Source organism: Pseudomonas sp., assembly GCF_035512415.1.
GTDB lineage: Bacteria > Pseudomonadota > Gammaproteobacteria > Pseudomonadales > Pseudomonadaceae > Aquipseudomonas.
In genome coordinates this window covers 106,919-132,847 of record NZ_DATKDZ010000043.1, presented here as the reverse complement: position 1 = coordinate 132,847, position 25,929 = coordinate 106,919, and the positions used below count along the sequence as shown (strand labels likewise).

Annotated in this window: 20 protein-coding genes; 10 read left to right on the top strand and 10 right to left on the bottom strand. The window is 62.9% G+C overall.

Translation table 11 applies throughout. The annotated features are described in order from the left end of the window. Positions 1-57: 57 nt before the first annotated feature. From VMP31_RS21760 to VMP31_RS21740, 5 genes are all read right to left on the bottom strand, one after another. A complete protein-coding gene (locus tag VMP31_RS21760) occupies positions 58-2,043 on the bottom strand; it encodes an acetyl/propionyl/methylcrotonyl-CoA carboxylase subunit alpha (RefSeq protein ID WP_325509789.1) in 1,986 nt (661 codons plus the stop codon). Next, positions 2,040-2,840 carry a gamma-carboxygeranoyl-CoA hydratase gene (locus tag VMP31_RS21755; protein WP_325509788.1) on the bottom strand — a complete coding sequence of 267 codons (801 nt, stop codon included), beginning with the start codon at positions 2,838-2,840 and terminating at the stop codon, positions 2,040-2,042. The genes VMP31_RS21760 and VMP31_RS21755 overlap by 4 nt, the downstream gene beginning before the upstream one ends. A 96-nt stretch (positions 2,841-2,936) precedes the next feature. Beyond that, positions 2,937-4,544: a carboxyl transferase domain-containing protein gene (locus VMP31_RS21750; protein ID WP_325509787.1), complete on the bottom strand. Its 1,608-nt coding sequence runs from the start codon at positions 4,542-4,544 to the stop codon at positions 2,937-2,939. A gap of 120 nt (positions 4,545-4,664) precedes the next feature. After that, complete coding sequence (locus VMP31_RS21745) at positions 4,665-5,828, bottom strand: isovaleryl-CoA dehydrogenase (protein ID WP_325509786.1); 1,164 nt, start codon at positions 5,826-5,828, stop codon at positions 4,665-4,667. 29 nt (positions 5,829-5,857) lie between these two features. Beyond that, positions 5,858-6,259: a MerR family DNA-binding transcriptional regulator gene (locus VMP31_RS21740; protein ID WP_325509785.1), complete on the bottom strand. Its 402-nt coding sequence runs from the start codon at positions 6,257-6,259 to the stop codon at positions 5,858-5,860. A 360-nt stretch (positions 6,260-6,619) separates the two neighbouring features. Here VMP31_RS21740 and VMP31_RS21735 point away from each other — a divergent pair, with 360 nt between their 5' ends. From VMP31_RS21735 to VMP31_RS21710, 6 genes are all read left to right on the top strand, one after another. Beyond that, positions 6,620-7,810: an acetyl-CoA C-acyltransferase gene (locus VMP31_RS21735; protein WP_325509784.1), complete on the top strand. Its 1,191-nt coding sequence runs from the start codon at positions 6,620-6,622 to the stop codon at positions 7,808-7,810. Between the two features lie 57 nt (positions 7,811-7,867). Then, the gene (locus VMP31_RS21730; protein WP_325509783.1) at positions 7,868-8,995 is read left to right on the top strand and encodes an acyl-CoA dehydrogenase family protein; all 1,128 of its coding nucleotides are present in this window, start codon (positions 7,868-7,870) and stop codon (positions 8,993-8,995) included. A 237-nt stretch (positions 8,996-9,232) separates the two neighbouring features. Beyond that, a complete protein-coding gene (locus VMP31_RS21725) occupies positions 9,233-10,321 on the top strand; it encodes a gluconokinase, GntK/IdnK-type (protein ID WP_414705485.1) in 1,089 nt (362 codons plus the stop codon). A gap of 47 nt (positions 10,322-10,368) precedes the next feature. Continuing rightward, complete coding sequence (locus tag VMP31_RS21720) at positions 10,369-11,646, top strand: TRAP transporter large permease subunit (RefSeq protein WP_325509781.1); 1,278 nt, start codon at positions 10,369-10,371, stop codon at positions 11,644-11,646. A gap of 76 nt (positions 11,647-11,722) precedes the next feature. Then, positions 11,723-12,736, top strand: coding sequence for a TRAP transporter substrate-binding protein (locus VMP31_RS21715; RefSeq protein ID WP_325509780.1), 1,014 nt, complete (start codon positions 11,723-11,725; stop codon positions 12,734-12,736). A gap of 112 nt (positions 12,737-12,848) precedes the next feature. Beyond that, entirely contained in the window at positions 12,849-13,868 is a 1,020-nt protein-coding gene (locus VMP31_RS21710) for a LacI family DNA-binding transcriptional regulator (protein ID WP_325509779.1), read from the top strand. Positions 13,869-13,892: 24 nt separating this feature from the next. On the opposite strand, the gene VMP31_RS21705 is transcribed toward VMP31_RS21710, so the two are convergent. Both VMP31_RS21705 and VMP31_RS21700 read right to left on the bottom strand, forming a co-directional pair. Then, positions 13,893-14,642 carry a substrate-binding periplasmic protein gene (locus tag VMP31_RS21705; RefSeq protein WP_325509778.1) on the bottom strand — a complete coding sequence of 250 codons (750 nt, stop codon included), beginning with the start codon at positions 14,640-14,642 and terminating at the stop codon, positions 13,893-13,895. Between the two features lie 186 nt (positions 14,643-14,828). Next, positions 14,829-15,761, bottom strand: coding sequence for a LysR family transcriptional regulator (locus VMP31_RS21700; protein WP_325509777.1), 933 nt, complete (start codon positions 15,759-15,761; stop codon positions 14,829-14,831). Positions 15,762-15,972: 211 nt separating this feature from the next. On the opposite strand from VMP31_RS21700, the gene VMP31_RS21695 reads away from it, so the two are divergent. Both VMP31_RS21695 and VMP31_RS21690 read left to right on the top strand, forming a co-directional pair. After that, positions 15,973-17,202, top strand: coding sequence for an acyl-CoA dehydrogenase (locus VMP31_RS21695; RefSeq protein WP_325509776.1), 1,230 nt, complete (start codon positions 15,973-15,975; stop codon positions 17,200-17,202). A gap of 192 nt (positions 17,203-17,394) precedes the next feature. Next, entirely contained in the window at positions 17,395-20,625 is a 3,231-nt protein-coding gene (locus tag VMP31_RS21690; RefSeq protein WP_325509775.1) for a DUF1631 family protein, read from the top strand. A 16-nt stretch (positions 20,626-20,641) separates the two neighbouring features. On the opposite strand, the gene VMP31_RS21685 is transcribed toward VMP31_RS21690, so the two are convergent. The 3 genes from VMP31_RS21685 to xthA form a co-directional block, all read right to left on the bottom strand. Further along, on the bottom strand, positions 20,642-20,824 hold the full coding sequence (locus VMP31_RS21685; RefSeq protein WP_325509774.1) for a hypothetical protein: 183 nt from the start codon (positions 20,822-20,824) through the stop codon (positions 20,642-20,644). Between the two features lie 103 nt (positions 20,825-20,927). Next, positions 20,928-22,310: a phosphate ABC transporter substrate-binding/OmpA family protein gene (locus tag VMP31_RS21680; RefSeq protein WP_325509773.1), complete on the bottom strand. Its 1,383-nt coding sequence runs from the start codon at positions 22,308-22,310 to the stop codon at positions 20,928-20,930. A gap of 142 nt (positions 22,311-22,452) precedes the next feature. Beyond that, complete coding sequence (gene xthA / locus VMP31_RS21675) at positions 22,453-23,265, bottom strand: exodeoxyribonuclease III (protein ID WP_325509772.1); 813 nt, start codon at positions 23,263-23,265, stop codon at positions 22,453-22,455. A 142-nt stretch (positions 23,266-23,407) separates the two neighbouring features. Here xthA and VMP31_RS21670 point away from each other — a divergent pair, with 142 nt between their 5' ends. After that, positions 23,408-24,049 carry a GNAT family N-acetyltransferase gene (locus tag VMP31_RS21670; protein WP_325509771.1) on the top strand — a complete coding sequence of 214 codons (642 nt, stop codon included), beginning with the start codon at positions 23,408-23,410 and terminating at the stop codon, positions 24,047-24,049. Positions 24,050-24,196: 147 nt separating this feature from the next. Beyond that, positions 24,197-25,924: an autotransporter assembly complex family protein gene (locus VMP31_RS21665; RefSeq protein WP_325509770.1), complete on the top strand. Its 1,728-nt coding sequence runs from the start codon at positions 24,197-24,199 to the stop codon at positions 25,922-25,924. Positions 25,925-25,929 lie beyond the last annotated feature (5 nt).

Below are 25,929 nucleotides of genomic sequence, written 5' to 3'. Positions count from 1 at the left end.
GCGATGCGCGCAATCTCATGGGTTTGTAGGGTGCGCTGTGCGCACCGAATACCATGCTTATGCTTCTTCCAGCTCCACCAGCACGGCACCTTCGCTGACCATCTCGCCCTCGCTGCAATACAGCGCCTTGACGGTGCCGGTATGGGGGGCGCGGATGCTGTGTTCCATCTTCATCGCTTCCAGCACCACCAGGGCGGTACCGGCTTCGACCTGCTGGCCAGCCTCAACCAGCACCCGCACGATACTGCCGTTCATGGGGGCCGTCATGCCGCCTTGATGCTGATGGCTGGCTTCGACTTCGGCAATCGGGTCGAAGCGGGTGACCGCGTGCAGCTCACCGGCATAGTGCAGATACAGAGTGTCACCCTGGCGAATGGCACGCAGGCGACGCTCTACCTCTGTAGGAGCGAGCTTGCTCGCGATCGCGGCATCGCGAGCAAGCTCGCTCCTACAGGTCAACCAATCGCCGTTCAGGCGTGCGCTATTGTTGGGGCGTACTTTGCGCTCGCTGCCATTGCAGCTCAGGTGCAGATCGGTTTCCGCCGGCAGCCCCAGTCGCAGGCCGTTATTGCACGACCAGGGCGAATGGAAATCATCGTGGCGTTGGCGCGGCGTTTCGCTCTGCACAAAGGCCTCAGCGGCCAGTTGCCAGAATTCGGCCGGCAACTCGCTTACCGGCGGCAGCAGTTGTGCTTCATGACGCGGAATAAAGCCGGTATCCAGCTCCGCGTTGGCAAACGCCGGGTGGGCCAGCACGCGGGTGAGAAAGGCGAGGTTGGTTCTAACCCCGCCCACGCAGGTTTCCTTAAGCATGGCCAGCAGGCGCAGGCGCGCCTCTTCGCGGTTTTCGCCCCAGGCGATCAGCTTGCCGAGCATGGGGTCATAGAAAGGCGAGACTTCATCGCCCTCGCTGACGCCGCTGTCTACCCGGCGGCCGGGTCCGGTGGCGGCTTCGCGGTATAGCGCCAGGGTGCCGGTGGAGGGGAGGAAGTCGTTGTCCGGATCTTCCGCATACAGCCGCACTTCGATAGCGTGGCCAATCAGGGGCACCTGTTCCTGGCTGATCGGCAGCGCTTCGCCACGTGCCACGCGGATCTGCCAGGCGACCAGATCCAGGCCGGTAATCAGCTCGGTCACCGGGTGTTCGACCTGCAGGCGGGTGTTCATCTCCATAAAGAAGAAGTCGCCGCGCTCATCGAGCAAAAACTCCACGGTACCGGCGCCGACATAACCGATGGCCTGAGCCGCCTTGACCGCCGCTTCGCCCATGGCGCGGCGCAGTTCGGCTGACAGGCCTGGGGCAGGGGCTTCTTCGACAACCTTCTGGTGACGGCGCTGAATCGAGCAGTCGCGCTCATTCAGGTACAGGCAATTGCCGTGCTGGTCGGCAAATACCTGGATCTCCACATGGCGCGGTTTAAGTACGTATTTTTCCACCAGCATGCGCGAGTCGCCGAACGACGATTGCGCTTCGCGTTGGGCGCTGGCCAGGGCTTCGGTCATCTCGCTTTCGCGCTCGACCACTTTCATGCCCTTGCCACCGCCGCCGGCCGCCGCCTTGAGCAGCACTGGGTAGCCGATTGCGTTCGAGGCAGCGCGGAAGGTTTCCACATCCTGCGCTTCGCCGTGATAGCCCGGCACCAGCGGCACGCTGGCGGCTTCCATCAGCGCCTTGGCCGCGGACTTGCTGCCCATGGCGTCGATTGCGCTGGCGGGTGGGCCGAGAAAAATCAGGCCGGCGGCTTCGATAGCGCGGGCAAAGCCGGCGTTTTCCGAAAGAAAGCCATAACCAGGGTGGATGGCCTGGGTACCGCTGGCCTTGGCCGCAGCGATCAGCGCGTCGATACGCAGGTAGCTGTCCGCTGGCTTGGCACCGCCCAGATTCACCGCCAGATCGGCTTCACGCACATGGCGCGCGTTTGCGTCGATGGCGCTGTGTACCGCTACGGTCTTGATACCCATGGCCTTGGCCGTGCGCATCACCCGGCAGGCAATTTCGCCACGGTTGGCCACCAGCAGGGTGTCGATAGGCTTAAGGCTCATGCTTGTGGCTCCTGCCAGGCGGGCTTGCGTTTATCCAGAAAGGCGCGCAGACCTTCCTGACCTTCGGGGCTGACGCGGATACGGGCGATGGCGTTTTCCGTGTAACGGCGCAGCGCCGGTGTCAGTACGCCGCTGCCGACTTCACGCAGCAGGTCTTTACTGGCGAGCATGGCCTGCGGGCTATTGAGCAGCAGCGTGTCGACCCACTCGGCCACGGCCTGCTCCAGGGCGTCTGCGGCATAGCATTCAGCAAACAGCCCCAGCTCCTGGGCGCGCTGGCCGCTAAAACGCTCGGCAGTCAGGGCATAGCGCCGCGCGGCGCGTTCGCCGATTGCTTGTACGACAAAGGGGCTAATTACCGCCGGAGCTAGGCCGATGCGCACTTCGGACAGGCACAGCTGGGCCTCAACGGTGCCGATGGCCATATCGCAGCAACTGATCAAACCCAGCGCCCCGCCAAAGGCCGCGCCTTGCACCACGGCCAGGGTCGGGATCTTCAGCTGATATAGGTTGTGCATCAGCTCAGCCAACTCGCGCGAATCAGCCAGGTTGGCGTTGTAGTCCAGCGTCGCCGCGTGCTGCATCCAGGCCAGGTCGGCACCGGCGGAGAAGTGTTTGCCACGGCCGCGTATCAGCAGGAAACGTAGGGTTTTGTCGGCCATCACCGCGTCGAGGGCGAGAATCAGCTCGCGGATCATCTCGGCGTTAAAGGCGTTGTTCTTGTCCGCGCGATTGAGCCAGAGGGTGGCAAAGCCGCGTGGGTCTGTTTGCAGTTCGATGGTGTTGAAGTTGGTCATGGTCACTCACTGGGGCGCGTACGTTGCACCTGTAGGATGGGCGCTAACCCATCAAACGATATCGATGGGTTGCACCCATCCTACGGTTCGTCCTGATTACATTCTGAACACGCCAAAGGTGGTCGGCTCGATCGGCGCGTTAAGGCTGGCGGACAGCGCCAGACCCAATATTTCGCGGGTTTGCGCCGGGTCGATAACGCCGTCGTCCCACAGTCGGGCGCTGGAGTAGTAGGGGTGGCCTTGGCGCTCGTACTGTTCGAGGATCGGCTGCTTGAGCTTGGCTTCATCCTCGGCCGAAAAGCTCTGACCGGCGCGGGCGGCTTGTTCGTGTTTGACCTGCACCAGTACGCCAGCGGCCTGTTCGGCACCCATCACGCCGATGCGCGCGTTCGGCCACATCCACAGAAAACGTGGATCGTAGGCGCGGCCGCACATGCCGTAGTTACCGGCACCGAAGCTGCCGCCGATGATCACGGTGAATTTCGGCACCTTGGCGCATGCCACGGCGTTGACCAGCTTGGCCCCATGCTTGGCGATACCGCCGGCTTCGTACTTCTGCCCGACCATAAAGCCGGTGATGTTCTGCAGGAACAGCAGTGGAATGCCGCGCTGGCAGGCCAGCTCGATAAAGTGCGCGCCTTTTTGCGCCGATTCGGCAAACAAGATGCCGTTATTGGCGAGGATCGCCACCGGATAGCCGTGAATATGCGCAAAACCGCAGACCAGGGTTGCGCCAAACAGCGCCTTGAATTCATCGAATACGCTGCCATCGACGGTGCGGGCGATGACTTCACGTACATCGAACGGCTGCTTGGCATCTGCCGGAATCACCCCGTACAGCTCTTCGCTGCTGTACAGCGGGTTGATCGGCGCGCGGTTGTTCAGCACGCCGAGCTTGCGCCAGTTGAGATTGCTGATGCTGCGGCGGGCCAGAGCCAGAGCATGCTCATCGTTATCGGCGTAATGGTCGGCCACGCCGCTGGTCTTGCAGTGCACATCGGCACCGCCAAGGTCTTCGGCGCTGACCACCTCACCGGTGGCGGCTTTTACCAGCGGCGGGCCGGCGAGGAAGATGGTCGCCTGGTTGCGCACCATGATCGCTTCATCCGCCATGGCAGGCACATAAGCGCCACCAGCGGTGCAGGAACCCATGACCACGGCGATCTGCGGGATGCCCATGGCCGACATATTGGCCTGGTTAAAGAAGATTCGGCCGAAGTGCTCGCGATCCGGAAACACCTCATCCTGACGTGGCAGGTTGGCCCCGCCGGAGTCGACCAGGTAGATGCACGGCAGGCGGTTCTGCTGGGCGATGGCCTGGGCGCGCAGGTGCTTCTTCACGGTCAGCGGGTAGTAGCTGCCGCCTTTGACCGTGGCGTCGTTGGCCACGATCATGCATTCCACACCCTCGACCCGGCCGATACCGGCCACCACGCCTGCCGCCGGCACGTCTTCGCCATACACCTCATGGGCGGCCAGTTGGCCGATTTCGAGAAACGGCGAGCCGATATCCAGCAGGCGGTTGATCCGTTCACGCGGCAGCAGCTTGCCACGCGAGGTATGGCGTTCCTGAGCCTTTGCTCCGCCGCCTTCGTGAACGCGGGCGAGCAGGGCACGCAGGTCGTTTACCTGGGCAAGCATCGCCGCGCTATTGGCGGCAAAATCCGGCGAACGGGTGTTGATTTGAGTATGCAGAATGGCCATCAATGACTCCGATACCGTAAACCGTAGGGTGGATGACGCTTTTTTCATCCACCAGCTTTGGTGGAAAACGCTTCGCGGTTTTTCACGGGGTGGCCATCCACCCTACGTGAGGCAAACGCCTTACTTTGTTTCGTTAAACAGCTCACGGCCGATCAGCATGCGGCGGATTTCGCTGGTGCCGGCACCTATCTCGTAGAGCTTGGCGTCACGCAGCAGGCGGCCGGTGGGGTATTCGTTGATATAGCCGTTACCGCCGAGAATCTGGATCGCGTCGAGGGCCATCTGGGTGGCGCGCTCTGCGCTGTAGAGAATCACCCCGGCAGCGTCCTTGCGTGTGGTCTCGCCGCGGTCGCAGGCCTGGGCGACGGCGTACAGGTAGGCGCGGCTGGCGTTGAGCTGGGTGTACATGTCAGCGACCTTGCCCTGGATCAACTGGAACTCGCCGATGCTCTGGCCGAACTGCTTGCGGTCGTGGATATAGGGCACGATCACGTCCATGGCCGCCTGCATGATGCCCACCGGGCCGCCGGAGAGCACCACCCGCTCGTAATCCAGGCCGCTCATCAGCACGCGCACGCCGCCGTTGAGCTGACCCAGTACGTTCTCTTCCGGCACTTCGACGTTATCGAAGAACAGCTCGCAGGTGTTGGAGCCGCGCATGCCGAGCTTGTCGAACTTGCTGCCGCGGCTGAAACCCTTCCAGTCGCGCTCGACGATAAAGGCGCTGATACCGTGCGCACCCTTGTCCAGGTCGGTCTTGGCGTAGATCACGTAGGTGTTGGCATCGGGGCCATTGGTGATCCAGGTCTTGCTGCCGTTGAGCACGTAGCGGTCGCCTTGCTTGTCGGCGCGCAGCTTCATCGACACCACGTCGGAGCCGGCGTTGGGCTCGCTCATGGCCAGGGCACCGATATGCTCGCCGGAGACCAGCTTGGGCAGGTACTTGGCCTTCTGCTCGGCGGTGCCGTTGCGCTTGATCTGGTTGACGCAGAGATTGGAGTGCGCGCCGTAGGACAGGGCGACCGAGGCCGAGCCGCGGCTGATCTCTTCCATGGCAATCACATGGGCGAGATAGCCCAGGCCAGAGCCGCCGTACTCTTCCTCGACGGTGATACCGAGCAGGCCCATATCCCCGAACTTGCGCCACATATCCGCCGGAAACTGGTTTTCGCTGTCGATGGCGGCGGCGCGCGGGGCCAGTTCACTGGCGACGAAAGCCTGGGTCTGCTCGCGCAGCATGTCGATGGTTTCGCCGAGGGCGAAGTTGAGGGACGGATAACTCATGGTTCCACCTGTGATTTTTAGAGTTAAGTTCAGGAGATAACAGATTGTTTTTTATCGGTTTCAGCCAGGGCGGCTAGGCAGCGCTCTTCAGCGGTATCCAGCTCAAGCTGCATCTGTTCGATGTCCAGTAGCTGCTGCTGCAGCTGGGCGCGACGCTCGGCGATCTTGGCCATAAAGGTGTGCAGCTGCTTGTGGTTGCCATGCACTGGGTCGTACAGCTCGATCAGCTCCTTGCACTCGGCCAGGGAGAAACCGATGCGCTTGCCGCGCAGAATCAGCTTGAGGGTGACTTTGTCCTTAGCGCTGTAGATGCGCTCCTGGCCGCGGCGTTCGGGGCTGAGCATCTGCTGTTCTTCATAGAAACGAATGGCGCGGGTGGTGATATCCAGCTCGCGGGCCAGTTCGGAAATGGAGTAGGTGCTTGGGGGCATGGGTGGGCGCTCTCGTTTACCTTTACGTTAACGTAAGGCTGCGCCGCGATTTAGTCAACAAGGCTGCTTGGCTTTCCACGTTCGGTAGCTCGGATCAAGCCTTGGGGAAGCTCAAGCGGCTTCTAGTTATCTCTATATAATTTCTTTTTAAACAATCAGTTGCTGCAGGTAGTTAATTCATCAATGAGGATTGGCGATGCAGGTAAGCCCACGAAGCTTGCTCGCCCGCTGAGCCGGCAGGCGATAGTGCTTCCGGCTAATCAAGATATGTAGGGTCAGGTTATGCCTGCTAGACAACCGCTAAATGTTTAATTAAGTTTACGTTAACGTAAAGGTAAACAATTCGAGAAGAGGTACGGCATGATCAGGCAAATCGATCCGGTGGTAATCGTCAGTGCCGCACGCACGCCGATGGGCGCTTTTCTTGGCGACTTCAAGGCGCTCATGGCGGCCGAGCTGGGGGCTGCGGCGATCCGTGCGACCCTTGAGCGCGCCGGTCTGGCTGCCGATGCCGTGGACGAAGTGCTGATGGGCTGCGTGCTGCAGGCCGGCCAGGGCCAGGCTCCGGCACGCCAGGCCGCATTGGGCGCGGGGTTGGCTCAGGCTACGGTGTGTTCGACGATCAACAAGATGTGCGGTTCGGGCATGAAGGCGACGATGCTCGCCCATGACCTGCTGCTGGCCGGCAGTGCCGAGGTGGTGATCGCTGGCGGCATGGAAAGCATGTCCAACGCGCCTTACCTGCTGGAGTGGGCGCGCAGCGGTTATCGCATGGGCCATGGCCGGGTGCTCGACCATATGTTTCTCGATGGCCTGGAGGACGCCTACGACAAGGGCCGCCTAATGGGCAGCTTCGCCGAGGAGTGCGCCCAGGCCTATGGCTTTAGCCGCGAGCAGCAGGATGCCTTCGCTATCAGCTCCCTGAACCGCGCCCAAAGCGCCATGGCCGAGGGTCGTTTTACCGCGGAAATAACCGCGGTGCAGGCCATGGTTGGCCGCGAGCTGCGCAGTATCGACAGCGATGAACAGCCGCCCAAGGCCCGTATCGAGAAAATTCCGACCCTTAAACCGGCTTTCCGCGAGGGCGGAACGGTGACCGCGGCCAATGCCAGCTCGATTTCCGACGGTGCCGCGGCGTTGCTGCTGATGCGTCTGTCCGAGGCCGAGCGGCGTGGCCTGACGCCGCTGGCGGCGATCCGTGGCCACGCCAGCTTCGCCCATGCGCCCAACCTGTTCGCCACCGCGCCGGTGGGCGCGCTGCAGGGCCTAATGCAGCGCACGGGCTGGACCCTGGGCGAGGTCGATCTGTTCGAGGTCAACGAGGCCTTCGCCGTGGTGCCGATGGCGGCCATGCGCGATCTGGATATTCCCCACGACAAGCTCAATGTGCACGGCGGAGCCTGCGCCCTGGGCCACCCCATCGGCGCGTCCGGCGCGCGGGTGCTGGTGACTCTGCTCAGCGCCCTGCAACAGTACGACCTCAAGCGCGGCGTAGCATCCTTATGCATTGGTGGCGGTGAGGCCACCGCCGTGGCCATCGAGCGCCTATAGCGCCGCGCGGGTTGTTGCACGGGCAGGCCCCCATCAGATTGTTGCGAGAGAGCAAAGATGATCCCTTCAGAGCTAGATGTGCAGATCCGCGATATGGCCCGCCAGTTCGCCCAGGAGCGGCTCAAGCCATGCGCCGCCGAGTGGGACCGCGAGCACCGTTTCCCCAGCGATGCCATCGCCGAGATGGGAGCGCTGGGCTTTATGGGCATGCTGGTGCCCGAGCAATGGGGTGGTGCGCAGACCGGCCACCTGGCCTACGCCATGGCCCTGGAGGAAATCGCCGCTGGCGACGGGGCCTGTTCGACCATCATGAGCGTGCACAACTCGGTGGGCTGCATGCCGATCCTCAAGTACGGCAGCGAGGCGCAGAAGCAGCAGTTCCTCAAGCCCCTGGCCGAGGGCCGGATGCTTGGGGCCTTCGCCCTCACCGAACCGCAGGCCGGCTCCGATGCCAGCGATCTGCGCACCCGGGCCCGACGCGATGGTGAGCACTATGTATTGAACGGCAGCAAGCAGTTCATTACCTCTGCCAGCCACGCCGGGATGGTGATCGTCTTCGCCGTCACCGATCCTGCGGCCGGCAAAAAGGGCATCAGCGCCTTTATCGTGCCGACCGATGCGCCCGGCTATTCGGTGGTGCGCATCGAGGACAAACTCGGTCAGCACGCCTCGGATACCTGCCAGATCCAGCTCGACGAGTTACGTATCCCGGCTAGCCTGCGCCTGGGCGAGGAGGGTGAGGGTTATCGCATCGCCCTGGGTAATCTGGAGGGCGGCCGTATCGGCATTGCCGCCCAGGCGGTGGGCATGGCCCGCGCTGCGTTCGAGGCGGCGCGCGACTACGCCCATGAGCGGGTGACCTTCGGCAAGCCGATTATCGAGCACCAGGCTGTGGCCTTCCGCCTGGCTGATATGTCCACCCAGATCGCCGTGGCGCGGCAGATGGTTCACCACGCTGCCAGTTTGCGCGAGGCCTGCATGCCCTGCCTGAGCGAGGCCTCAATGGCCAAGCTGTTCGCCTCGGAGATGGCCGAACGGGTCTGTTCGGCAGCGCTGCAGACCTTGGGCGGCTACGGCTACCTCAAGGACTTCCCTCTGGAGCGCATCTATCGCGATGTGCGTGTGTGCCAGATCTACGAAGGCACCAGCGATGTGCAGCGTATGGTGATCGCGCGCAATCTTTAAGCTGCCCTGGGTGCGCCGTGTATATCCGAATGTGATGGCCGGCGCGCGCGGCAGTTCCCGCACAACACCCTTCGTCGGTTCTTGTATTCAAGAGAAATTTCCTGCTTGTCGGACACTTTTGTTAGCGCTACCATCCGGAAAAACAAAAACGGCACCCCGCGAAGGTGCTTCGGAGATTTCATGAGCACAAGCCTTTCTGCCAATGGCCCTGCACCGGCTGACCGCACCCTGGTGGTGATGGGGGTCAGTGGTTCGGGCAAAAGCGATATCAGCCTGGCCATCGCCACCGAGCTCGGTTGGCGGCATATCGAGGCCGACCTGTTTCACCCCCGCGAAAACGTCGAACGCATGCGCGCCGGCATTCCCCTGAGCGACGCCGACCGGGTTCACTGGCTGGATGCACTGATTGTCGAAATGCAGGCCGCGCAGGCCGCGCAGGCCGCCGGGCAGGGCTTTGTGCTGGCCTGCTCGGCGCTCAAGCGCAGCTACCGCGACCAGTTGCGCCAGGCGGTGCCGGGTTTGCAGTTCGCCCATCTGGAGATCGATCACGCCACCGCCTTGCTGCGGGTGGGTGCCCGGCCGGGCCACTTTATGCCGACCTCGCTGGTCGACAGCCAGTTCGCCACCCTCGAAGACCCCCGCGAAGAACCCCATGTGTGCACCGTCAGCGCCGCACAAAGCCGCGAAGCGGTGGTGGCCGAGGTCTGTGCCTGGCTGCGCCGCGATCTGTCGGGTGCGGCTATCGGCGCGCAGTCGGCGCTTTCTGTGGCTGAATTTGATAGCGCTAACCATGCGCCAGAACTGAGCGGCGAGCCTATCTACGGCGGCTGGCTGGCGCGGCTGTTCGACCGCCTGACCGATGGCCTGATGGCCGCGCTGATGGCCTTTATGGTCGCTGCGGTCTTCGGCAACGTGGTGCTGCGCTATGCCTTCGGCACCGGCTGGGCGGGGGCCGAAGAGCTGTCGCGCCTGGCGTTCGTCTGGCTGGTGTTCGTCGGCGTGGCCTCGAGCATGCGCCGTGGCGAGCTAATGCGCTTCAACATGATCCGCGACCGTTTCCCCCAGGTGGCCCGCCGTCTGGTCGATTCCGCCAGCTGGTTGCTGGTCGCCGGGGCCAGCGTGCTGGCGGCCCTGGGAGCCTGGCAGCAGGTGCAATACGGCTGGGGTAACCACAGCACGGTGGTCGGCTACCCCGTGGTGCTGGGCATGTTCCCGGTGCTGGCCTGCATGGGGGTTCTGGCTTTGCTGGCCTTGCTGCAGCTGGTCAACGTCTGGCGACGGCCCGAGCCGCTGCCCGTTGCCAACGCCAATATCACGGCCGATTAAGCCCTCTATTTAATAAAAATCGGGCACTGCCCACCGAGGACCCGCTGATGACCGTCGCTGTCTTCCTTGCTTCACTGCTGGGCTTTATGTCTTTCGGCATGCCTATCGCCTTCGCCCTGATTCTCACCGGCGCGGTGCTGATGTGGTACCTGGAATTCTGGGATGTGCAATTGCTGGCGCAGAACCTGCTCGCCGGTGCCGACAGCTTTCCGCTGCTGGCCGTGCCGTTCTTTATCCTGGCCGGCGAGCTGATGAACGCCGGGGGTATTTCCCGGCGCATTATCGCCATGGCCCAGGCCTATTTCGGCCACCTGCGCGGCGGCCTCGGCTATGTCGCGATTGCTGCGGCGGTGCTGCTGGCCAGCATGTCCGGTTCGGCCCTGGCCGATACCGCGGCGCTGGCCACGCTGTTGCTGCCGATGATGCGTCAGCGCGGTTACCCGCTGCATTCCTCGGCCGGCCTGGTGGCGGCCGGCGGGATTATCGCGCCGATCATTCCGCCGTCGATGCCCTTCGTGATCTATGGTGTGGTGACCAATACCTCGATCAGCCAGCTGTTTATGGCCGGGCTGGTTCCTGGCCTGATCATGGGCGTGGGCCTGATCTTCGCCTGGACCCTGATCGCCCGCGGCTTTACCGAGCCTACGCCGCCCAAAGCGAGTAAGGCCGAGCGCCGCGCGGTGCTGGTCGATGGCGCGGCGGCCCTGATGCTGCCGGTGATTATCGTCGGCGGCCTGCGCTTCGGCATCTTCACCCCGACCGAAGCGGCGGTGGTGGCGGCCGTCTATGCCCTGGCGGTCTCCACGTTGCTGTACCGCGAGTTGAGCTGGGCGGCCCTGAACGAAACCCTGACCCGCGCCAGTCGCACTACCGCCTCGGTGATGTTCCTCTGCGCGGCGGCCACGGTGTCGGCCTATATGGTGACCCTGGCCCAACTGCCCGATGAGATCGGCATGATGCTCGGGCCGCTGCTCGACCACCCCTATCTGCTGATGATTGCGATCATGCTGCTGATGATCGCGGTGGGTATGGTCCTCGACCTGACCCCGACCATCCTGATCCTCGCCCCGGTACTGGCCCCGATCGCGATCAAGGCCGGTATCGACCCGGTGTATTTCGGCGTGATGTTCGTCCTGATCGGCTCCATCGGCCTGATTACTCCGCCGGTGGGCACGGTGCTCAATGTGGTCGGCGGCATCGGCCACCTGCGCATGGAAATCCTGGTGCGTGGGGTGATGCCGTTCTTCCTGATCTACCTGGGCATCGTCGCGCTGCTGATTGCCTTCCCGGCGATTATCACGGTGCCGCTGGCCTGGCTGCGCTGACCCGTCTTTTCACCGCCCGGTGCTGCGTGCCGGGCGTCCTTGTCGTACTGCTGACAACAATAAAAGGTACTCACTGATGAAGCGTCCACTGCTTACCCTCCTGGCTACGGCCATGCTGTTCAGCCCGATTGCCGCGGTAACGGCCCAGGCCGACGATGTCCGCTCGCGGATGATTCGTTTTGGCTATGGCCTCAACGAAAGCAGCAACCAGGGCCGCGCCGCCAAGCTGTTTGCCGAAGAGGTGGCCAAGGCCTCCGAGGGCAAATTGAAGATGCGCACCTTCGCCGCCGCCAGCCTGGGTTCGGATGACCAGATGCAGAGCGCCCTGATGGGCGGTGCCCAGGAAATGATGGTCGGCTCCACTGCCACCCTGGTCGGGATTACCAAGGAGATGGCGGTGTGGGACACGCCATTCCTGTTCAGCAACGAGCAACAGGCCGACGCCGTGCTGGACGGCCCGGTCGGTCGCCAAGTGATGGACAAGCTGGAAGAGAAGGGCCTGGTTGGCCTGGTCTACTGGGAAAACGGCTTTCGCAATATGACCAACAATGCCCGGCCGATCAGCAAGCTGGAGGATTTCTCCGGGATCAAGCTGCGGGTGATGCCCAACCCGGTGTTTCTCGAGACCTTCAAGCTGATGGGGGCCAACGCCGTGCCGCTGCCGTTCTCCGAGCTGTTTACCGCGCTGGAAACCAAGGCGGTGGATGGCCAGGAAAACCCCTTCAACACCATCCTTTCCTCGAAATTCTACGAGGTGCAGAAGTACCTGACCGTGACCAACCATGTCTACAGCCCGTGGATCGTCACGGCCTCCAAGCGCTGGTGGGACGGGTTGTCGGCGACCGAGCAGGGCATCATCCTTGAAGCAGCGAAGAAGGCCCGCGACTTCGAACGCCAGGACACCCGCGCCGAGGCGGCCAAGGCCCTGGCCCAGCTTGAGGAGAATGGCATGCAGGTCAACCAGATCAGCGCCGAGGAAATGCAGCGCATGCGTGAGCGGGCCCAGCCGGCGATCCAGCAGGTGGTCGATACCGTCGGCCAGCCGCTGTTCGACCAGGTGCAGGCCGAACTGGCCAAGGCTGCGAACTGAGCCCGCAGCGCGTGCCGGGCATCCTGCCTGGTGCGCGTGGCCTAGGCGGCCCCGCATACCCTACAACAGCCGGCCGCTGCTAGAATCGCCTGCCTTTTCCAGGGAACTGCCCATGACCCAACGTCGTCGTCGCTCCGCCGAACGCGTCACCCTGTCCGATGTGGCCAAGGCTGCCGGCTGTTCGCTGATGTCCGCCTCGCGTGCGCTGTCGCAGCCGGAGCGGGTTTCCGATGCCCTGCGCGCGCAGGTTATGCAAGCAGCCAAGGCCCTGGGCTACGTGGCAAATCCGGCGGCGCGGGCCCTGGCCAGCTCGAAATCGAATCTGGTCGCGGTAGTAATCCCGTCGCTGTCCAACTCGGTGTTCGTTGACACTGTCGAGGCGATCCAGCGGGTGTTGATGCCCGCCGGGTTCGAGATGATGATCGGGGTCAGCCACTACCGTCCCGAGGAAGACGAACGCCTGCTGCGCTCCTATCTGGCGCACCAGCCCGCGGGCCTGCTGCTCACCGGTTTCGAGCGCAGCGATGCGGCGCGGGAGATTCTTGGCGGTTGCCGCGGCCCCATCGTCACCATGATGGAGCTGAGCGATGTTGAGGACGAGTACTGCGTCGGCTTTTCGCAACTGGAGGCCGGCTCGGCCATGGCCGAGGCGTTGATCGCCCGTGGCTACCGGCATATCGCTTTTGCCGCCGCCCAGCTCGACCCGCGCACCCTGCAACGGGCCGAGGGCTATCGGCAATGCATGCAGGCCCACGGCCGTTACGACCCGAACCTGGAACTGCTGACGCCGGAACTGTCTTCCATCGGCCTGGGCGCGAACCTGCTGGATCGGCTGCTGGCCCAGCAACCGCAGATCGATGCGGTGTTCTTCAACAACGATGACCTGGCCCTGGGAGCGCTGTTCCGTGCCCGTCAGCTCGATCTGGCGGTGCCGCAACGCCTGGCCATCGCCGGCTTCAACGACCTGCCGGCCGCCGCCTGGGTGCACCCGGCGTTGACCACGGTACGGACCATCCGCGGGCGAATCGGCCAGTTGGCGGGTGAGATGCTGTTAACTCTGATGCGTGGCGAGCAACCGGCCCAGCACTGTATCGATGTGGGTTTCGAAGTGGTGCTGCGCGACAGCGCCTAAGCACCTTATTCTGGGTTCGGAGCCTTACGGCAGCTGGTAACGGGCCAGCAGGCGCTGGATGTCGCCATTGGCGTAACCGCGGCGGATATGCTGGTTAAACTCGGTGAGAAAGCCGCTCATCTGCAAACTCTTGTGAAAACCCAGGTAGTTGGCGTCGCGCTTGAGCGGCTGCGCCAGCACCTGAAATTCCGCAGCGCGCCTCGATAGTTCCGGATCCAGGGCGATGGCCCGGCTCAACCCGGCGGTGCCAGGGTTGATCAGCGCCACGTCGATGCGGTGCGCCAGGAGTTTCTTCAGTCGTGAGACCGGGCCATTGTCTTCATCGACCTGAAATACCCCCTGCCTGCGCGCCTGATCGAACTCATCGCCGAAGCTGCCGCCGGCACCCAGGCCGATACGCCGACCCTTGAGATCCTCGATGCGGTTGAAATTCAGGTTATCGTCGTGGCGCACCACGATCACCACCTCGTCGTAGAACAGCGCTTCGGAGTAATCGAAAATTTCTTGGCGTTCCGTGGTCCAGCTCAGGCCGATAATTCCGGCCTGGCCGCTCTCGGCCACCTTATAGGCGCGTGCCCAGGGGTAGAGGTGCAGGTTGAGCTGGTGTTCAGGCATGGCCGCATCGACGTAGCGCAAAATATCCACCAGCATGCCCTGGGGTTCATCCTCTTCGGCGTAGATCTTGGGTATCGAATAATTGTTGCCGACAATCAGAATCTCGTCGGCAGAGGTAACGTTGCAAAGCAACACACAAGCCAGAAGCAGACAGCGCATGCAGCATTCCTTAAACCGGGGCGGCCTCAATGGCTGAACCATAGGCCAGGCCGAAGCACTTGCCTAGCTGGCCGTGGGTGGGGAATGTCGGGAATGATGAGAAGAGTGAGAAATACAGTATTTCCTCGTCATTTTTCCGCGAAATATGCCGTTTTTTCGGCTATGTACCGAGCCCAGCTGGGCGGATCAGGAAGCAGGCTTGTCGAGCTTCTTTTCCTGGGCCGTCACATGCTGGCAGATTTCGATGATCTGCTCGCGCATCCAGCGGTTGGCGGGGTCCTGGTCGGTGCTTTCGTGCCAGTACAGGTGGGTTTCCAGCGGGGCCATATCCTTGAGCGGCAGCTCTACATGGTGCAGGTCGTTGCGCCGGGCGAAGCGCTCGGGCACGGTCATGACCATATCGGTGTTCTGCAGTACGGTGGTGGCCATCAGGTAATGCTGGGAGCGTAGGGCGATCTTGCGCTGGATGCCCATGCGCCCCAGGGCCAGGTCGACATGACCCAGGCCGCTGCGACGGCTGGAGATATGGATATGGGTCATGCCCATATATTCGTCCAGGCTGATCTTGTCCTTGGCCAGCGGGTGGGCCTTGCGCATGGCGCACACGTAGCGATCTTCCATCAGCTTGACGTGGCGCACCTGGGGGTCGGTGTTGAGCGGTGCGTCCACGGCGAAGTCCAGACGCCCGGCGGCCAGTTCCTTGGTGGTTTCCCGGCGGCGCGCCAGCATGCTCTCGATACTGACGTTGGGGGCCATACGCCGTAGGCGCTGAAACAGCGAAGGCAGCACCACCGCCTCGGTCAGGTCGGTCATGCTGATGCGGTAGGTCTTGTTGGCCTGGGCCGGGTTGAAGATGCGGCTTTCCTGCACCGAAATGCGCAGTTGCTGCAGGGCGCTGCGCACCGGGCCGATAATATTCTGCGCCATGGGCGTGGGCACCATGCCCTGGGCGGTGCGTACGAACAGCGGGTCGTTGAAGGTCTCGCGCAGCCGCGCCAGGGCGTTGGACACCGCCGGCTGGGTGATGCCGACGATCTGCCCGGCGCGGGTCAGGTTGGCCTCGGTGTAGATGGCATCGAAGACCACGAAGAGGTTCAGGTCGACCTTGTTCAGATTCATTACGCGCTCACTCCGAGGATTGTCGGTATTAGGAGCTGTTGCCATTTCGTTCGCTTGCGACAAAACGGCAACAGACCTTCATGGATCATATATCGGTGATGAATGTTTATACACGGTGAGAATAGGTTAGATAAATCCTATGCCCTGATCTAGCATCATTTTCACCTCACCGAATCAGTCATTCACACTCAGCGTCAGAAGGTAGCCGCCCATGGATTTCGCCTACTCCCCCAAGGTTCAGCAACTGCGTGAACGCGTCACCGCGTTTATGGAGACCCATGTCTATCCAGCCGAGGCCGTGTTCGAGCAGCAGGTCAATGAAGGCGACCGCTGGCAGCCCACCGCGATCATGGAGGAGCTGAAGGCCAAGGCTAAAGCCGAAGGTCTGTGGAACCTGTTTCTGCCGGAGTCCGAACTGGGTGCCGGCCTGACCAACACCGAATATGCGCCGCTGGCCGAAATCATGGGCAGCTCGCTGATCGGTGCCGAGCCGTTCAACTGCGCTGCGCCGGACACCGGCAATATGGAAGTGCTGGTGCGCTACGCCAACGAAGCGCAGAAGGAGCAGTGGCTCAAGCCGTTGCTGGACGGCACCATCCGTTCCGCGTTCGCCATGACCGAACCCGGCGTGGCTTCCTCCGATGCCACCAATATGCAGGCCAGCGCCGTGCGCCAGGGTGATGAGTGGGTGATCAACGGCCGCAAGTGGTGGACCTCCGGTGCCTGCGACCCGCGCTGCAAGATCATGATCTTTATGGGCCTGACCAACCCGGACGGCCCGCGCCACCAGCAGCACTCGATGATCCTGGTGCCGATGGATGCCCCCGGGGTGAAAGTGCTGCGCCCATTGCCGGTATTCGGCTACGACGACGCGCCGCACGGCCATGCCGAAGTGCTGTTCGAAAACGTCCGCGTGCCTTATGAGAACGTGTTGCTGGGCGAGGGCCGTGGCTTCGAGATCGCTCAGGGGCGCCTTGGCCCAGGCCGCATTCACCACTGCATGCGCTCCATCGGCATGGCCGAGCGTGCGCTGAAACTGATGTGCCAGCGTTCGATCGAGCGCACCGCGTTCGGCAAGCCGCTGGCACGTCTGGGCGGCAATATCGACCATATCGCCGACTCGCGTATGGAGATCAATATGGCCCGTCTGCTGACACTGAACGCGGCTTATATGATGGACACCGTGGGCAACAAGATCGCTGCCAGTGAAATTGCCCAGATCAAGGTGGTGGCACCCAACGTGGCGCTGAAAGTGATCGACCGTGCGATCCAGATCCACGGCGGCGCAGGGGTCTCCAACGACTTCCCGCTGGCCTACTGGTACGCCATGCAGCGCACCCTGCGCCTGGCCGACGGCCCGGACGAAGTGCACCGCGCGGCCATTGGCAAGTTCGAGATCGGCAAGTACATGTCCCGCGACATGATGAAAGCCAGCCGCTGATTGGCTCCACCCTCGACTGCCCAGCCAAACTGAAAAGAACGCCAAGGCCCGCAGATGCGGGCCTTGGCGTTTGTGTCTGGGTAAATGCCAGCCGTCGGCGAAGCTCTGACGGCGCTGCTGCTGAGCTGTGCAAGTGTCTATGGCGGTCTATAGTGCTTGGGTGGAAATAGGCCATTACAGGATGTAGGGGGGATGTCGATGCAACAGCGTAGTTCCGTTATCGCTGCCTTGTGTCAGGCTGTCAGTACACACTTACCTCCCTGTCTGGAAGGCCTGGTCGATGCCTCGAATCGAGCCCTGAATGAACTGCGGCTGTCGGCGCGCAGCAATTTCGAGGCCCAGGGTTGCGACGATTTTCTGCGCCTGTGCAACGCCTTGCGCGAGCGCACCATCGCCCAGACCGTGACGGCCATCCTCGAACTTCTACCCAGCGGCATCACCCCTCAGGCCGTGACCCCTTCGGGCAGCGAGTGGCAGCTGGTCGATGACGCGGAAGTGGAGGAGATGCTCGAGGCGCGCCGCCTGGTGCGCCAGCTGCGCGAACCCCTGGGCGTCATGGAGTGGCGCAGTTGCGCCCGCCTCAACGCCGTCACCGGAGCCAGCGCGAAAGATCGCGAAAATCCGCTGTCGCTGGAATTCATGATTCGCGTCCTGCAGTCGCGGCTCAATCTGCGCGAGCAACTGCCAGTGGTGCGTGAGCACTTCTATGCCGCAGCGGCAAAAGAGCTGAGCGTGGTACTGCACGCCTATTTCAAGCATCTGGACACGGTTTTTGCCGAATTTCAGGTCGAGCCGCGCGTCGATCAGGTTGTGCACCCGGCGCTGGAGCGCCAGCGGGCCCGGGCGGCGCGCAATCCGGAGGCGTCCTATCAGGCCATCCAGCAGCTGCGTGCCGTGGATGCCGGCCCCAGCGCAGGTTCCAGCCCGGCCGCGGCACCGCCCGTCGACCCGGCAGTGCTGCAGCAGGCCTTGAGCCAGGTGCAGCGCCTCGAACCGCCGCAACAGGGCTGGTCGGCCCAGTCCTTTGTGCAGGAACTGCAGGCCGCCGGTGCCGCATTGTCGCCGCGGCAGAGCGACGATGCCGGGGTGGTGGCCGAGCTGTTCCAGCATATCGAGCAAGAGTCGGTGATCGCTCAGGACATCAAACCGGCTCTGCGTCATCTGATGTTGCCCGTGGCCCAGGCCACCATGCTCGAACCCGCCGCTTTTGCCGATACCACCCACCCGGTGCGGGCCACTTTGGACAAGCTGATCCGCCTTTGCGATTTTTCCGACCCGCCCAACCTGGCGCTGGAAAACCGCGTACAGCAACTGATTGCCGGCATAGTGGCGGACTATCGCGGCGACAACAGTGTATTCAGCCGCTGCAATGACGAACTGGAACAGTTGCTGGCCGTGCAACAGCGTGCCTACAGCAACAATGCCGACCGCGTGCGTCAGTACAACCGCGGCCGCGATGCCTTGGAGCAGGCTCGCCAGCAGGTTGGCCGCGAGTTGCTCAAGTTGTTCGGCAGCCAGGCCCCGCAGGTACTGCTCGACCTGCTGGATAACGGCTGGCGCGAACTGCTGGTGCATGAGCTGATTCGCCACGGTGAGCAGAGCGCTGAGTGGCTGGATGATCTGGCGGTGATCCGGCAATTGAATCACTGGTTGCAGGCGGGGGCTGCAGGCTCAGGCCCTGACAGCGACCCGGTCGAGCGCGCTTATGAGTCGGGCGCGGTTATGGAACTGATGCGCAAGCGCCTGGAGAGCTTCCTGCCCGGGCAGTATCGCCACACCCCGGTGCTCAAACAGCTGCACCAGCAATTGCAGGGCGAGCAGGCCGTCGAACTGGTCGATCTGGAGCTGCCGCAAGCGCAAACCCAGGACCTGCGCGACCTCGACCCGGCGCACCAGCGTTGGCGCGAGCGGGTGCAGCAACTCAGCGAAGGCGATTGGCTGGTAACGCAAAAGGGCCAACACCTGCAGCTGATCTGGGCCAACCCGAGCAGCGACCATTATGTTCTGGTCGATAGCCAGGGCCGCGAAGCCGGCAGCTTCACTTCCCATGAACTGATGCATCAGCTCGCCACCGGCTGGATCGGCACCTCGGCACCGGAAGGTCAGGGGGTGATTCAGGATCACCTGGAGAACATCGTCGGCAAGCTCTACCGCGATATCGCCTATGCCCGCAGCCACGATGAGCTGACCGGCCTGCTCAATCGGCGCAGCTTCGAAGCCTCTGTGGCCCAGGCCCTGGCCAGTCCCGAGCCGTGTGCCTTTATCTATGGCCATATCGACCTGTTCAGCGTGCTCAACTCCAGCTTCGGGCCCCTGGCCGGGGACACCTACCTCAAGCACACCGCCAGCCTGCTGGCGGCCCAGTTACCCGCAGGGGCAACCCTGGCGCGTATCGGTGGGGTGGATTTTGCCGTGGTGCTGCCCCAGGCCGATGTCGACCAGGCCAGGCTGCAGGCCGAAGCGCTGCGCGCCGCCATCGAAGCCAACCCGTTGGAATGGCAGGGCCACTCGCACAGCGTGACCATGAGCCTGGGGATCGTGCTGACGCGCGATTGCCACGATGTGATCAACCTGTTCCGCGACCTGCAGATGGCCTGCAATACCGCCAAGGAAGCCGGGCGCAACCGCGTGCATGTCTATAGCGACGAGATCGACGGTGCTCGCACCGGGCTGATGGCCATCGCCGGGCGGGTGGACGATATAGTCGAGCGCGGCGAGCTTAGCCTGCGGGTCCAGCAGATCGCTCCCACCGAGTCCAGCGAAGGGCACCTGCCGCATTACGAAGTGCTACTGGTGATGGAAAACGAGCTGATGCTGCTGGACTTTATCAGCGCCGCCGAACGCTATAACCGCATGACCAAGGTTGACCGCTGGGTGCTCAAGCGGGTGTTCAGTGAGCTGGCCCAGCACCCGGGCATCTGGGATCACTGCAGCGGCCTGTCGGTCAATCTGTCCGGCAGCAGCCTGAATGACGACCGGCTGCTCGAATTTATCGAGTCGCTGTTCGAGGATTACGCGATACCGCCGCAGCGCATCTGCTTCGAGCTGACCGAAACCGCCGCGGTGGCCAACCTGACCAAGACGGCCGACCTGGTGCGTTACCTGCAGCGTGTCGGCTGCACCTTTTCCATCGACGATTTCGGCACGGGGTTTTCTTCCTACGAGTACCTCAAGCGCCTGCCGGTGGATTACGTCAAGATCGATGGCAGCTTCGTCAAGGAAATCGAGCGTTCGCCGAGCGACCATGCCATGGTCAAGTCGATCAACGAGATTGCCCATGTGCTGGGGCGCAAGACCATCGCCGAATACGTCGAAACGGACAGCATTCGCCAATGTCTGGCCGCCATGGGCATCGACTTCGTGCAGGGTTATGGGGTGGAGATGCCGCTGTCGTTAAACGAGTTCTTCTCCCGCTACCGCTAGGGTCTTGGGCGTAGGCTCAGGGGGCTGGCTGATCCTTGTCGGCGGCGGCCAGTTCACGCAGCCAGAGCAGGCGCTGATGCAGTTGGGCGGCAAAGGAGCGGGCGGCCAGTTCCTCATGAAAGGTCAGCCCCCGCGGTCCCATGCGTACCTGCCACAGCGTGCGGCCATGGCGCTGCAACGCTTCGATCTGCACATCCATCCGCTTGCATTCCCCTGTTTGCCGAGTAACGGCCGCCACCATCATGGGGCCGTTGTTCCAGAGGTTACGCCAAGTGTCGACGAAGCGGGAGTGGCCTGACGGCTCAATAAACCCAGACTTCGACCCGACGGTTGCGCACGCGTCCGTCATCGGCGTTGTTGGCCGCCACCGGCAATTCGTCGCCGAGGCCGATGATGTCGTGGAAACTGACCCCAGCTTTGCTCAGCTCGCGGCGCACGGCCATGGCGCGCAGTTTGGACAGCAGCTCGGCGCGGGCGACATCGTCCTTGGCGTCGCCAAAGCCGACCAGCACCACCTTGCGCTCGAGTTTGTTCTGCGCCTGCAGGTATTCGAGCAGCCGCGGCAGATCGCGCAGGGCCTTGTTATCCAGGCTCGCGCTGCCTTGCTGGAAACGAAAATTCACCGACAGGCGCTGCGCCTCTTGGGTCAGCGCCTGGTACTGGGCGGGCATCTCGGCGGTGGCTGCGACCTGCATGGCCTGCACGTTTTGCGCAATAAAACCGCTGCCTTCCACGATGGCCTGGCCGCGCGGGCTATGGGCGAACTGAACCAGGGCGCGCGCCCAGGGGTTGGCCAGGTCGGGCTGGTTATAGAGGAACAGACGCCGCGACAAGGGGTAGTCCTCGGTGGCAATCAAGGCCGGGGTGGGCAGCATGGGCTGCGAGTCGCCGGCGGCGATGGCCAGGGCCTTGGCTTGGCGGATATAGGGCAGGCCGATAAAACCGATGGCGTTGCGGTCCTGGCTGACCGCGTCGGAGAGCTGCTCGCTGGACTCGTAGCGCTTGGCGTGGGTGGCCAGGGTCCTGGCGTTGGCGCTTAACACCAGCTCCTTGAAGGTGTCGAAGGTGCCGGACTTGTCATCGCGGGCGTACAGGCTGATAGGGCCGGACGGCGCGCCGAGCTGGGCCCAGTCGCTCAGCTCGCCGGCAAACACCTGAGCCAGTTGCTCGGTGGTCAGGGCTGTCAGCGGGTTGCTGGGGTGGAGGATGATCGCCAGGCCATCGAGGGCGATAATCTGCTCGGCCTCGCGGCTTGTCAGATCGCCCAGAGCTGCCAGGCTGCTGACCTCGCTGTCCTTGATCGGGCGCGAGGAGGCGGCCAACTCGGCGCTGCCGTCGGCCAGCGCGCTAAAACCGGTGCCCGAACCGTGGGCGGCTACTTCAATGTTTACGCTGCGGCCATCGGCGGTTTTACCGATGACCTTCTGCTCGTTTTCCGCAGCGCCTGCTTCGATGCGAATGGCGCTCAGACCCTGTTCTTCCAGCAGCCCCTTGACCAGCGCCGGGCCAAGCCGCGCACCAATGGTGTTGGAGCCCTGGATACGCAGCACACTGCTGTTGTCGGTGGGGATGGGCAGGGCGGCGAATACCGACCAAGGCAGGGCATAGCAGATGGAGCCGAGCAGTAGAAAGCTGAGGGTGCGAATCCAGGTTTCACGGTCAGACGTGGAGAGGGCGCGCGACATGCGGCAGACACCTTGTGGTGAGTGAAGGTGCCGCGAAGATAAGACAAAAATATGACCGTAATATGACTGCTGAGTGATGCCGGAGCTGCTCTGCAACAGGGCGGGCCAGCAGGCTGCTGGCCGCCCCGATCGGTGGTTACACTCAGCCCAGTTCAAGCCAGATCGGGGCGTGATCCGAGGGTTTCTCCATGCCGCGCAGCTCATAATCGACGCCGGCATCCTTGATCCGCCCTTGCAGCGCCTGGGAGGCCAGTATCACGTCGATGCGCAGGCCGCGCTTGGGTTCGTCCTCGAAGCCGCGGCTGCGGTAGTCGAACCAGCTGAAGCGGTCATTCACCGTAGGGTTGAGGTGGCGGAAGCTGTCGACCAGGCCCCAGCTTTTCAGGGTTGCCAGCCATTCGCGCTCTTCCGGCAGAAAGCTGCATTTGCCGGTTTTTAGCCAGCGCAGGCGGTTGGGCTCGCCGATGCCGATGTCGCAATCTTCCGGCGAGATATTGATATCACCCATCACCACCAGTTGCTGCTGCGGATTGAACTGGTTTAGCAACAGTTGCTGTAGGTCGGCGTAGAAGCGTTGCTTGGCCGGAAACTTGGTCGGGTGGTCGCGGCTTTCACCCTGGGGGAAATAGCCGTTCATCACGGTGACTGGGTTGCCCTGAGCATCGGCAAAGGTGCCGTAGATAAAGCGCCGCTGGGCGTCTTCGACGTCATCCGGAAAGCCCTTGTGCAGTTCCAACGGGGCCTGGCGCGAGAGCAGGGCGACGCCGTAATGGCCCTTCTGGCCATGGTAATGCACGTGGTAACCCAGCTCACGAATCTGCGCCTCGGGAAATTGCTCGTCGGCCACTTTGGTTTCCTGCAGACCGATCACATCGGGCTGGTGCTTGTCGATCAGCGCCGCCAATTGATGAGGGCGTGCGCGCAGGCCATTGATATTGAAGGAGACGATCTTCATGGGCGGCAGTCCTGGGTTGCTCTCTGGAAAGCAGGCGATGCTAGCCCATTCGCCGGGGGCGGGCCAGCCGTATGGCGGCCGGCGCAGTGCAGTGCTAACGTGGCTTCAGGCCCATAAATAAAGAAGAACTGAGGTCAATATCATGCCCAACAGTCCCGCCGAAGTTCGTATGCTCGACAGCGGCTATGCCCGCGAAGCCCGCTCGCTGCTGTATCACGCCTACCGCCACGATCCCACTTTCGCCTACCTGTTTGAAGCCGACCGGCCCGGCTATGACCAGCGTGTGCGCGCCACCGTGCGCGAGCTGGTGCAGCAGCATTTCAGCGAGGACCTGCCGGCCATCGGCCTGCTGATTGATGATCGCCTGATCGGCATGGCCCTGATCGCGCCCCCGCAACGGCGCATGGATATCACCGAAAGCTGGAACTGGCGCATGCGCATGCTGCTGACCACCGGCTTTCGCTGCACCAAGCGCTACCTCGAGTACCACGATGCGGTAATCGCCTGCCTGCCGCCTGGCCCTTATCACGTACTACCGCTGCTGGGCGTGCACCCGGAATACCAGGGGCAGCACCTCGGCGAACAACTGCTCGAAGCGCTGCACAACTGGTGCGCCGAAGATGCCAGTTCCCAGGGTGTGGTTCTGGATACCGGCAACAGCCATTACCTGGACTTCTACAAGCGCCAGGGCTATCAGGAAATTGGCGAAGTGGCGGTCGGCCCGATCATCGAGCACGTCTTCTTCCACCCCAGCCCGCAGCCGGCGATCAAGGCCAGCGCCTAGAGTCTGTCGTTCACCCCCGGTAATCGTTTTGCCCATGGATACTGGCTTTGATGGGGATTGAATGGCGGTTACCGGTTGAAATAACTGCGCGCTGAAAATCGTTCTCAACGCTCTAGGCTGGCGCTTTGCTCGTGCTAGCATCCGCCCATGGGTGTTTTCTTCAGGCTTACTGCTGCACTTGTTCTGCTATTGCTCGGCTCTTCAGTGCTGGCCGAAGCGCGTCTGCTCGTGCGTGTGCAGCCGGCCAATAGCGCCCTCAAGGACAATATCGAAGGCCATATCGGCAGCCTCGGCGAGCGCGATGCCGAGGCCCTGCGGCGGTACGTGCGCAGCGCCGAAGCGCTGGCGCAAAAAGCGGCCCAGGCCCTGGGCTATTACCATGCGCAGATCAGCAGTGAAGTCAGCGATGGCGCGCAGCCGCGCCTGACCCTGCGCGTCAACCCCGGCGAGCAGCTGCGCTTGCGCGAGGTGACTCTGCGTATCGAGGGACCGGCCAGCCAGCTAGCGGCGTTTCGCCTACCGCGCGATGCCCAGCTGCGCAGTGGCGCGCCACTCAACCACGGGCGTTACGAGGCGGCCAAGCGCAGTATCCAGAACCAGGCTTCACGCTATGGCTTCTTCGCCGGACGCTTTACCCAGCAACGCCTGGATATCGACCCTGCGGCGGGGATTGCCGATATCGAACTGGTCTATGACAGCGGCCCGCGCTATCAGTTGGGCGCGATCAGCTTTACCGGCGATGCCCCCTTCGAGACGCAATTGCTCCAGCGCATGGTGCCCTTTGCCGAAGACAGCCCCTATGACTCCGAACTGATCGCCGAGCTGTATCAGGCGCTGCGTTCCAGCGGCTATTTCGAGACGGTGCAGGTCGATGCCAACCCGAGCAGCGCGGAGCAGTTGCGCATCCCGGTGGTGGTTCAGCTGCAGGCTCGCAAGCCGCGCAGCATGGGCCTTGGCTTGGGTTTTTCCACCGATGTGGGCCCACGCGTTCGGGCCAACTGGACGCGCCACTGGGCCAATCCCCAGGGCCACAGTTATGGTGCGGAAACCGAGCTGTCGGCACCGCGGCAGAATCTCGGCCTCTGGTACGACATTCCCCTCGACCCACCGCTGACCGACAAGCTGCGAATTGCCGGCGGCTATCAGTTTGACGACCTGGCCGATAGCGATATCGACAGCCGCCTGCTCACCTTCGGCCCGGAGTGGCACCGCAAACTCGACAGCGGCTGGCAGCGGGTGATCTCGCTGAAATGGCAGCATGAGGAGTACGACCTGGGTGATGACAACGGCAGCAGCACCCTATTGCTGCCCGGCGTCAGTTATTCGCTGCTGAGAAGCGATAACCAGATCGACCCCAGCCATGGCTACCGGCTGCAGTTCGATCTCTCGGGGGCGGCCGAAGGCCTGCTCTCCGATACCACCCTGGTGCATGCCAATGTCCAGCTCAAGGGCCTGACCACACTGGCCAGCCGGCATCGTTTCCTCGGCCGGGTGCAGTTTGGCGGTACCGAGGCCAGCGGCTTCGGCAACGTGCCGCCGTCCCTGCGTTTTTTCGCTGGTGGCGACCAGAGCGTGCGTGGCTATGACTATCAGAGCCTGTCGCCGGAAAACCGCGAGGGCGACAAGGTCGGTGGTCGTTACCTGTTCACCGGCAGCCTCGAATACCAATACAGCATCGCCGAGCGCTGGCGTCTGGCGAGCTTTATCGACCAGGGCAACAGCTTTAACTCGCTGGATATCCCCTCGCTGAAAAGCGCGGTGGGAGTCGGGGTGCGCTGGGTTTCACCACTGGGACCGTTGCGCTTCGACCTGGCGCATCCGCTGGATGATCAGGGCGGCGTGCGCCTGCATTTCTCCATGGGGCCGGAATTGTGAAGCCA

What these genes read in the sequence shown, in the direction of transcription:
- VMP31_RS21760 (WP_325509789.1), bottom strand. Translation starts at nt 2,043, where the DNA reads ATGAGCCTTAAGCCTATCGACACCCTGCTGGTGGCCAACCGTGGCGAA.
- VMP31_RS21755 (WP_325509788.1), bottom strand. Translation starts at nt 2,840, where the DNA reads ATGACCAACTTCAACACCATCGAACTGCAAACAGACCCACGCGGCTTT.
- VMP31_RS21750 (WP_325509787.1), bottom strand. Translation starts at nt 4,544, where the DNA reads ATGGCCATTCTGCATACTCAAATCAACACCCGTTCGCCGGATTTTGCC.
- VMP31_RS21745 (WP_325509786.1), bottom strand. Translation starts at nt 5,828, where the DNA reads ATGAGTTATCCGTCCCTCAACTTCGCCCTCGGCGAAACCATCGACATG.
- VMP31_RS21740 (WP_325509785.1), bottom strand. Translation starts at nt 6,259, where the DNA reads ATGCCCCCAAGCACCTACTCCATTTCCGAACTGGCCCGCGAGCTGGAT.
- VMP31_RS21735 (WP_325509784.1), top strand. Translation starts at nt 6,620, where the DNA reads ATGATCAGGCAAATCGATCCGGTGGTAATCGTCAGTGCCGCACGCACG.
- VMP31_RS21730 (WP_325509783.1), top strand. Translation starts at nt 7,868, where the DNA reads ATGATCCCTTCAGAGCTAGATGTGCAGATCCGCGATATGGCCCGCCAG.
- VMP31_RS21725 (WP_414705485.1), top strand. Translation starts at nt 9,233, where the DNA reads ATGGGGGTCAGTGGTTCGGGCAAAAGCGATATCAGCCTGGCCATCGCC.
- VMP31_RS21720 (WP_325509781.1), top strand. Translation starts at nt 10,369, where the DNA reads ATGACCGTCGCTGTCTTCCTTGCTTCACTGCTGGGCTTTATGTCTTTC.
- VMP31_RS21715 (WP_325509780.1), top strand. Translation starts at nt 11,723, where the DNA reads ATGAAGCGTCCACTGCTTACCCTCCTGGCTACGGCCATGCTGTTCAGC.
- VMP31_RS21710 (WP_325509779.1), top strand. Translation starts at nt 12,849, where the DNA reads ATGACCCAACGTCGTCGTCGCTCCGCCGAACGCGTCACCCTGTCCGAT.
- VMP31_RS21705 (WP_325509778.1), bottom strand. Translation starts at nt 14,642, where the DNA reads ATGCGCTGTCTGCTTCTGGCTTGTGTGTTGCTTTGCAACGTTACCTCT.
- VMP31_RS21700 (WP_325509777.1), bottom strand. Translation starts at nt 15,761, where the DNA reads ATGAATCTGAACAAGGTCGACCTGAACCTCTTCGTGGTCTTCGATGCC.
- VMP31_RS21695 (WP_325509776.1), top strand. Translation starts at nt 15,973, where the DNA reads ATGGATTTCGCCTACTCCCCCAAGGTTCAGCAACTGCGTGAACGCGTC.
- VMP31_RS21690 (WP_325509775.1), top strand. Translation starts at nt 17,395, where the DNA reads ATGTCGATGCAACAGCGTAGTTCCGTTATCGCTGCCTTGTGTCAGGCT.
- VMP31_RS21685 (WP_325509774.1), bottom strand. Translation starts at nt 20,824, where the DNA reads ATGGATGTGCAGATCGAAGCGTTGCAGCGCCATGGCCGCACGCTGTGG.
- VMP31_RS21680 (WP_325509773.1), bottom strand. Translation starts at nt 22,310, where the DNA reads ATGTCGCGCGCCCTCTCCACGTCTGACCGTGAAACCTGGATTCGCACC.
- xthA (WP_325509772.1), bottom strand. Translation starts at nt 23,265, where the DNA reads ATGAAGATCGTCTCCTTCAATATCAATGGCCTGCGCGCACGCCCTCAT.
- VMP31_RS21670 (WP_325509771.1), top strand. Translation starts at nt 23,408, where the DNA reads ATGCCCAACAGTCCCGCCGAAGTTCGTATGCTCGACAGCGGCTATGCC.
- VMP31_RS21665 (WP_325509770.1), top strand. Translation starts at nt 24,197, where the DNA reads ATGGGTGTTTTCTTCAGGCTTACTGCTGCACTTGTTCTGCTATTGCTC.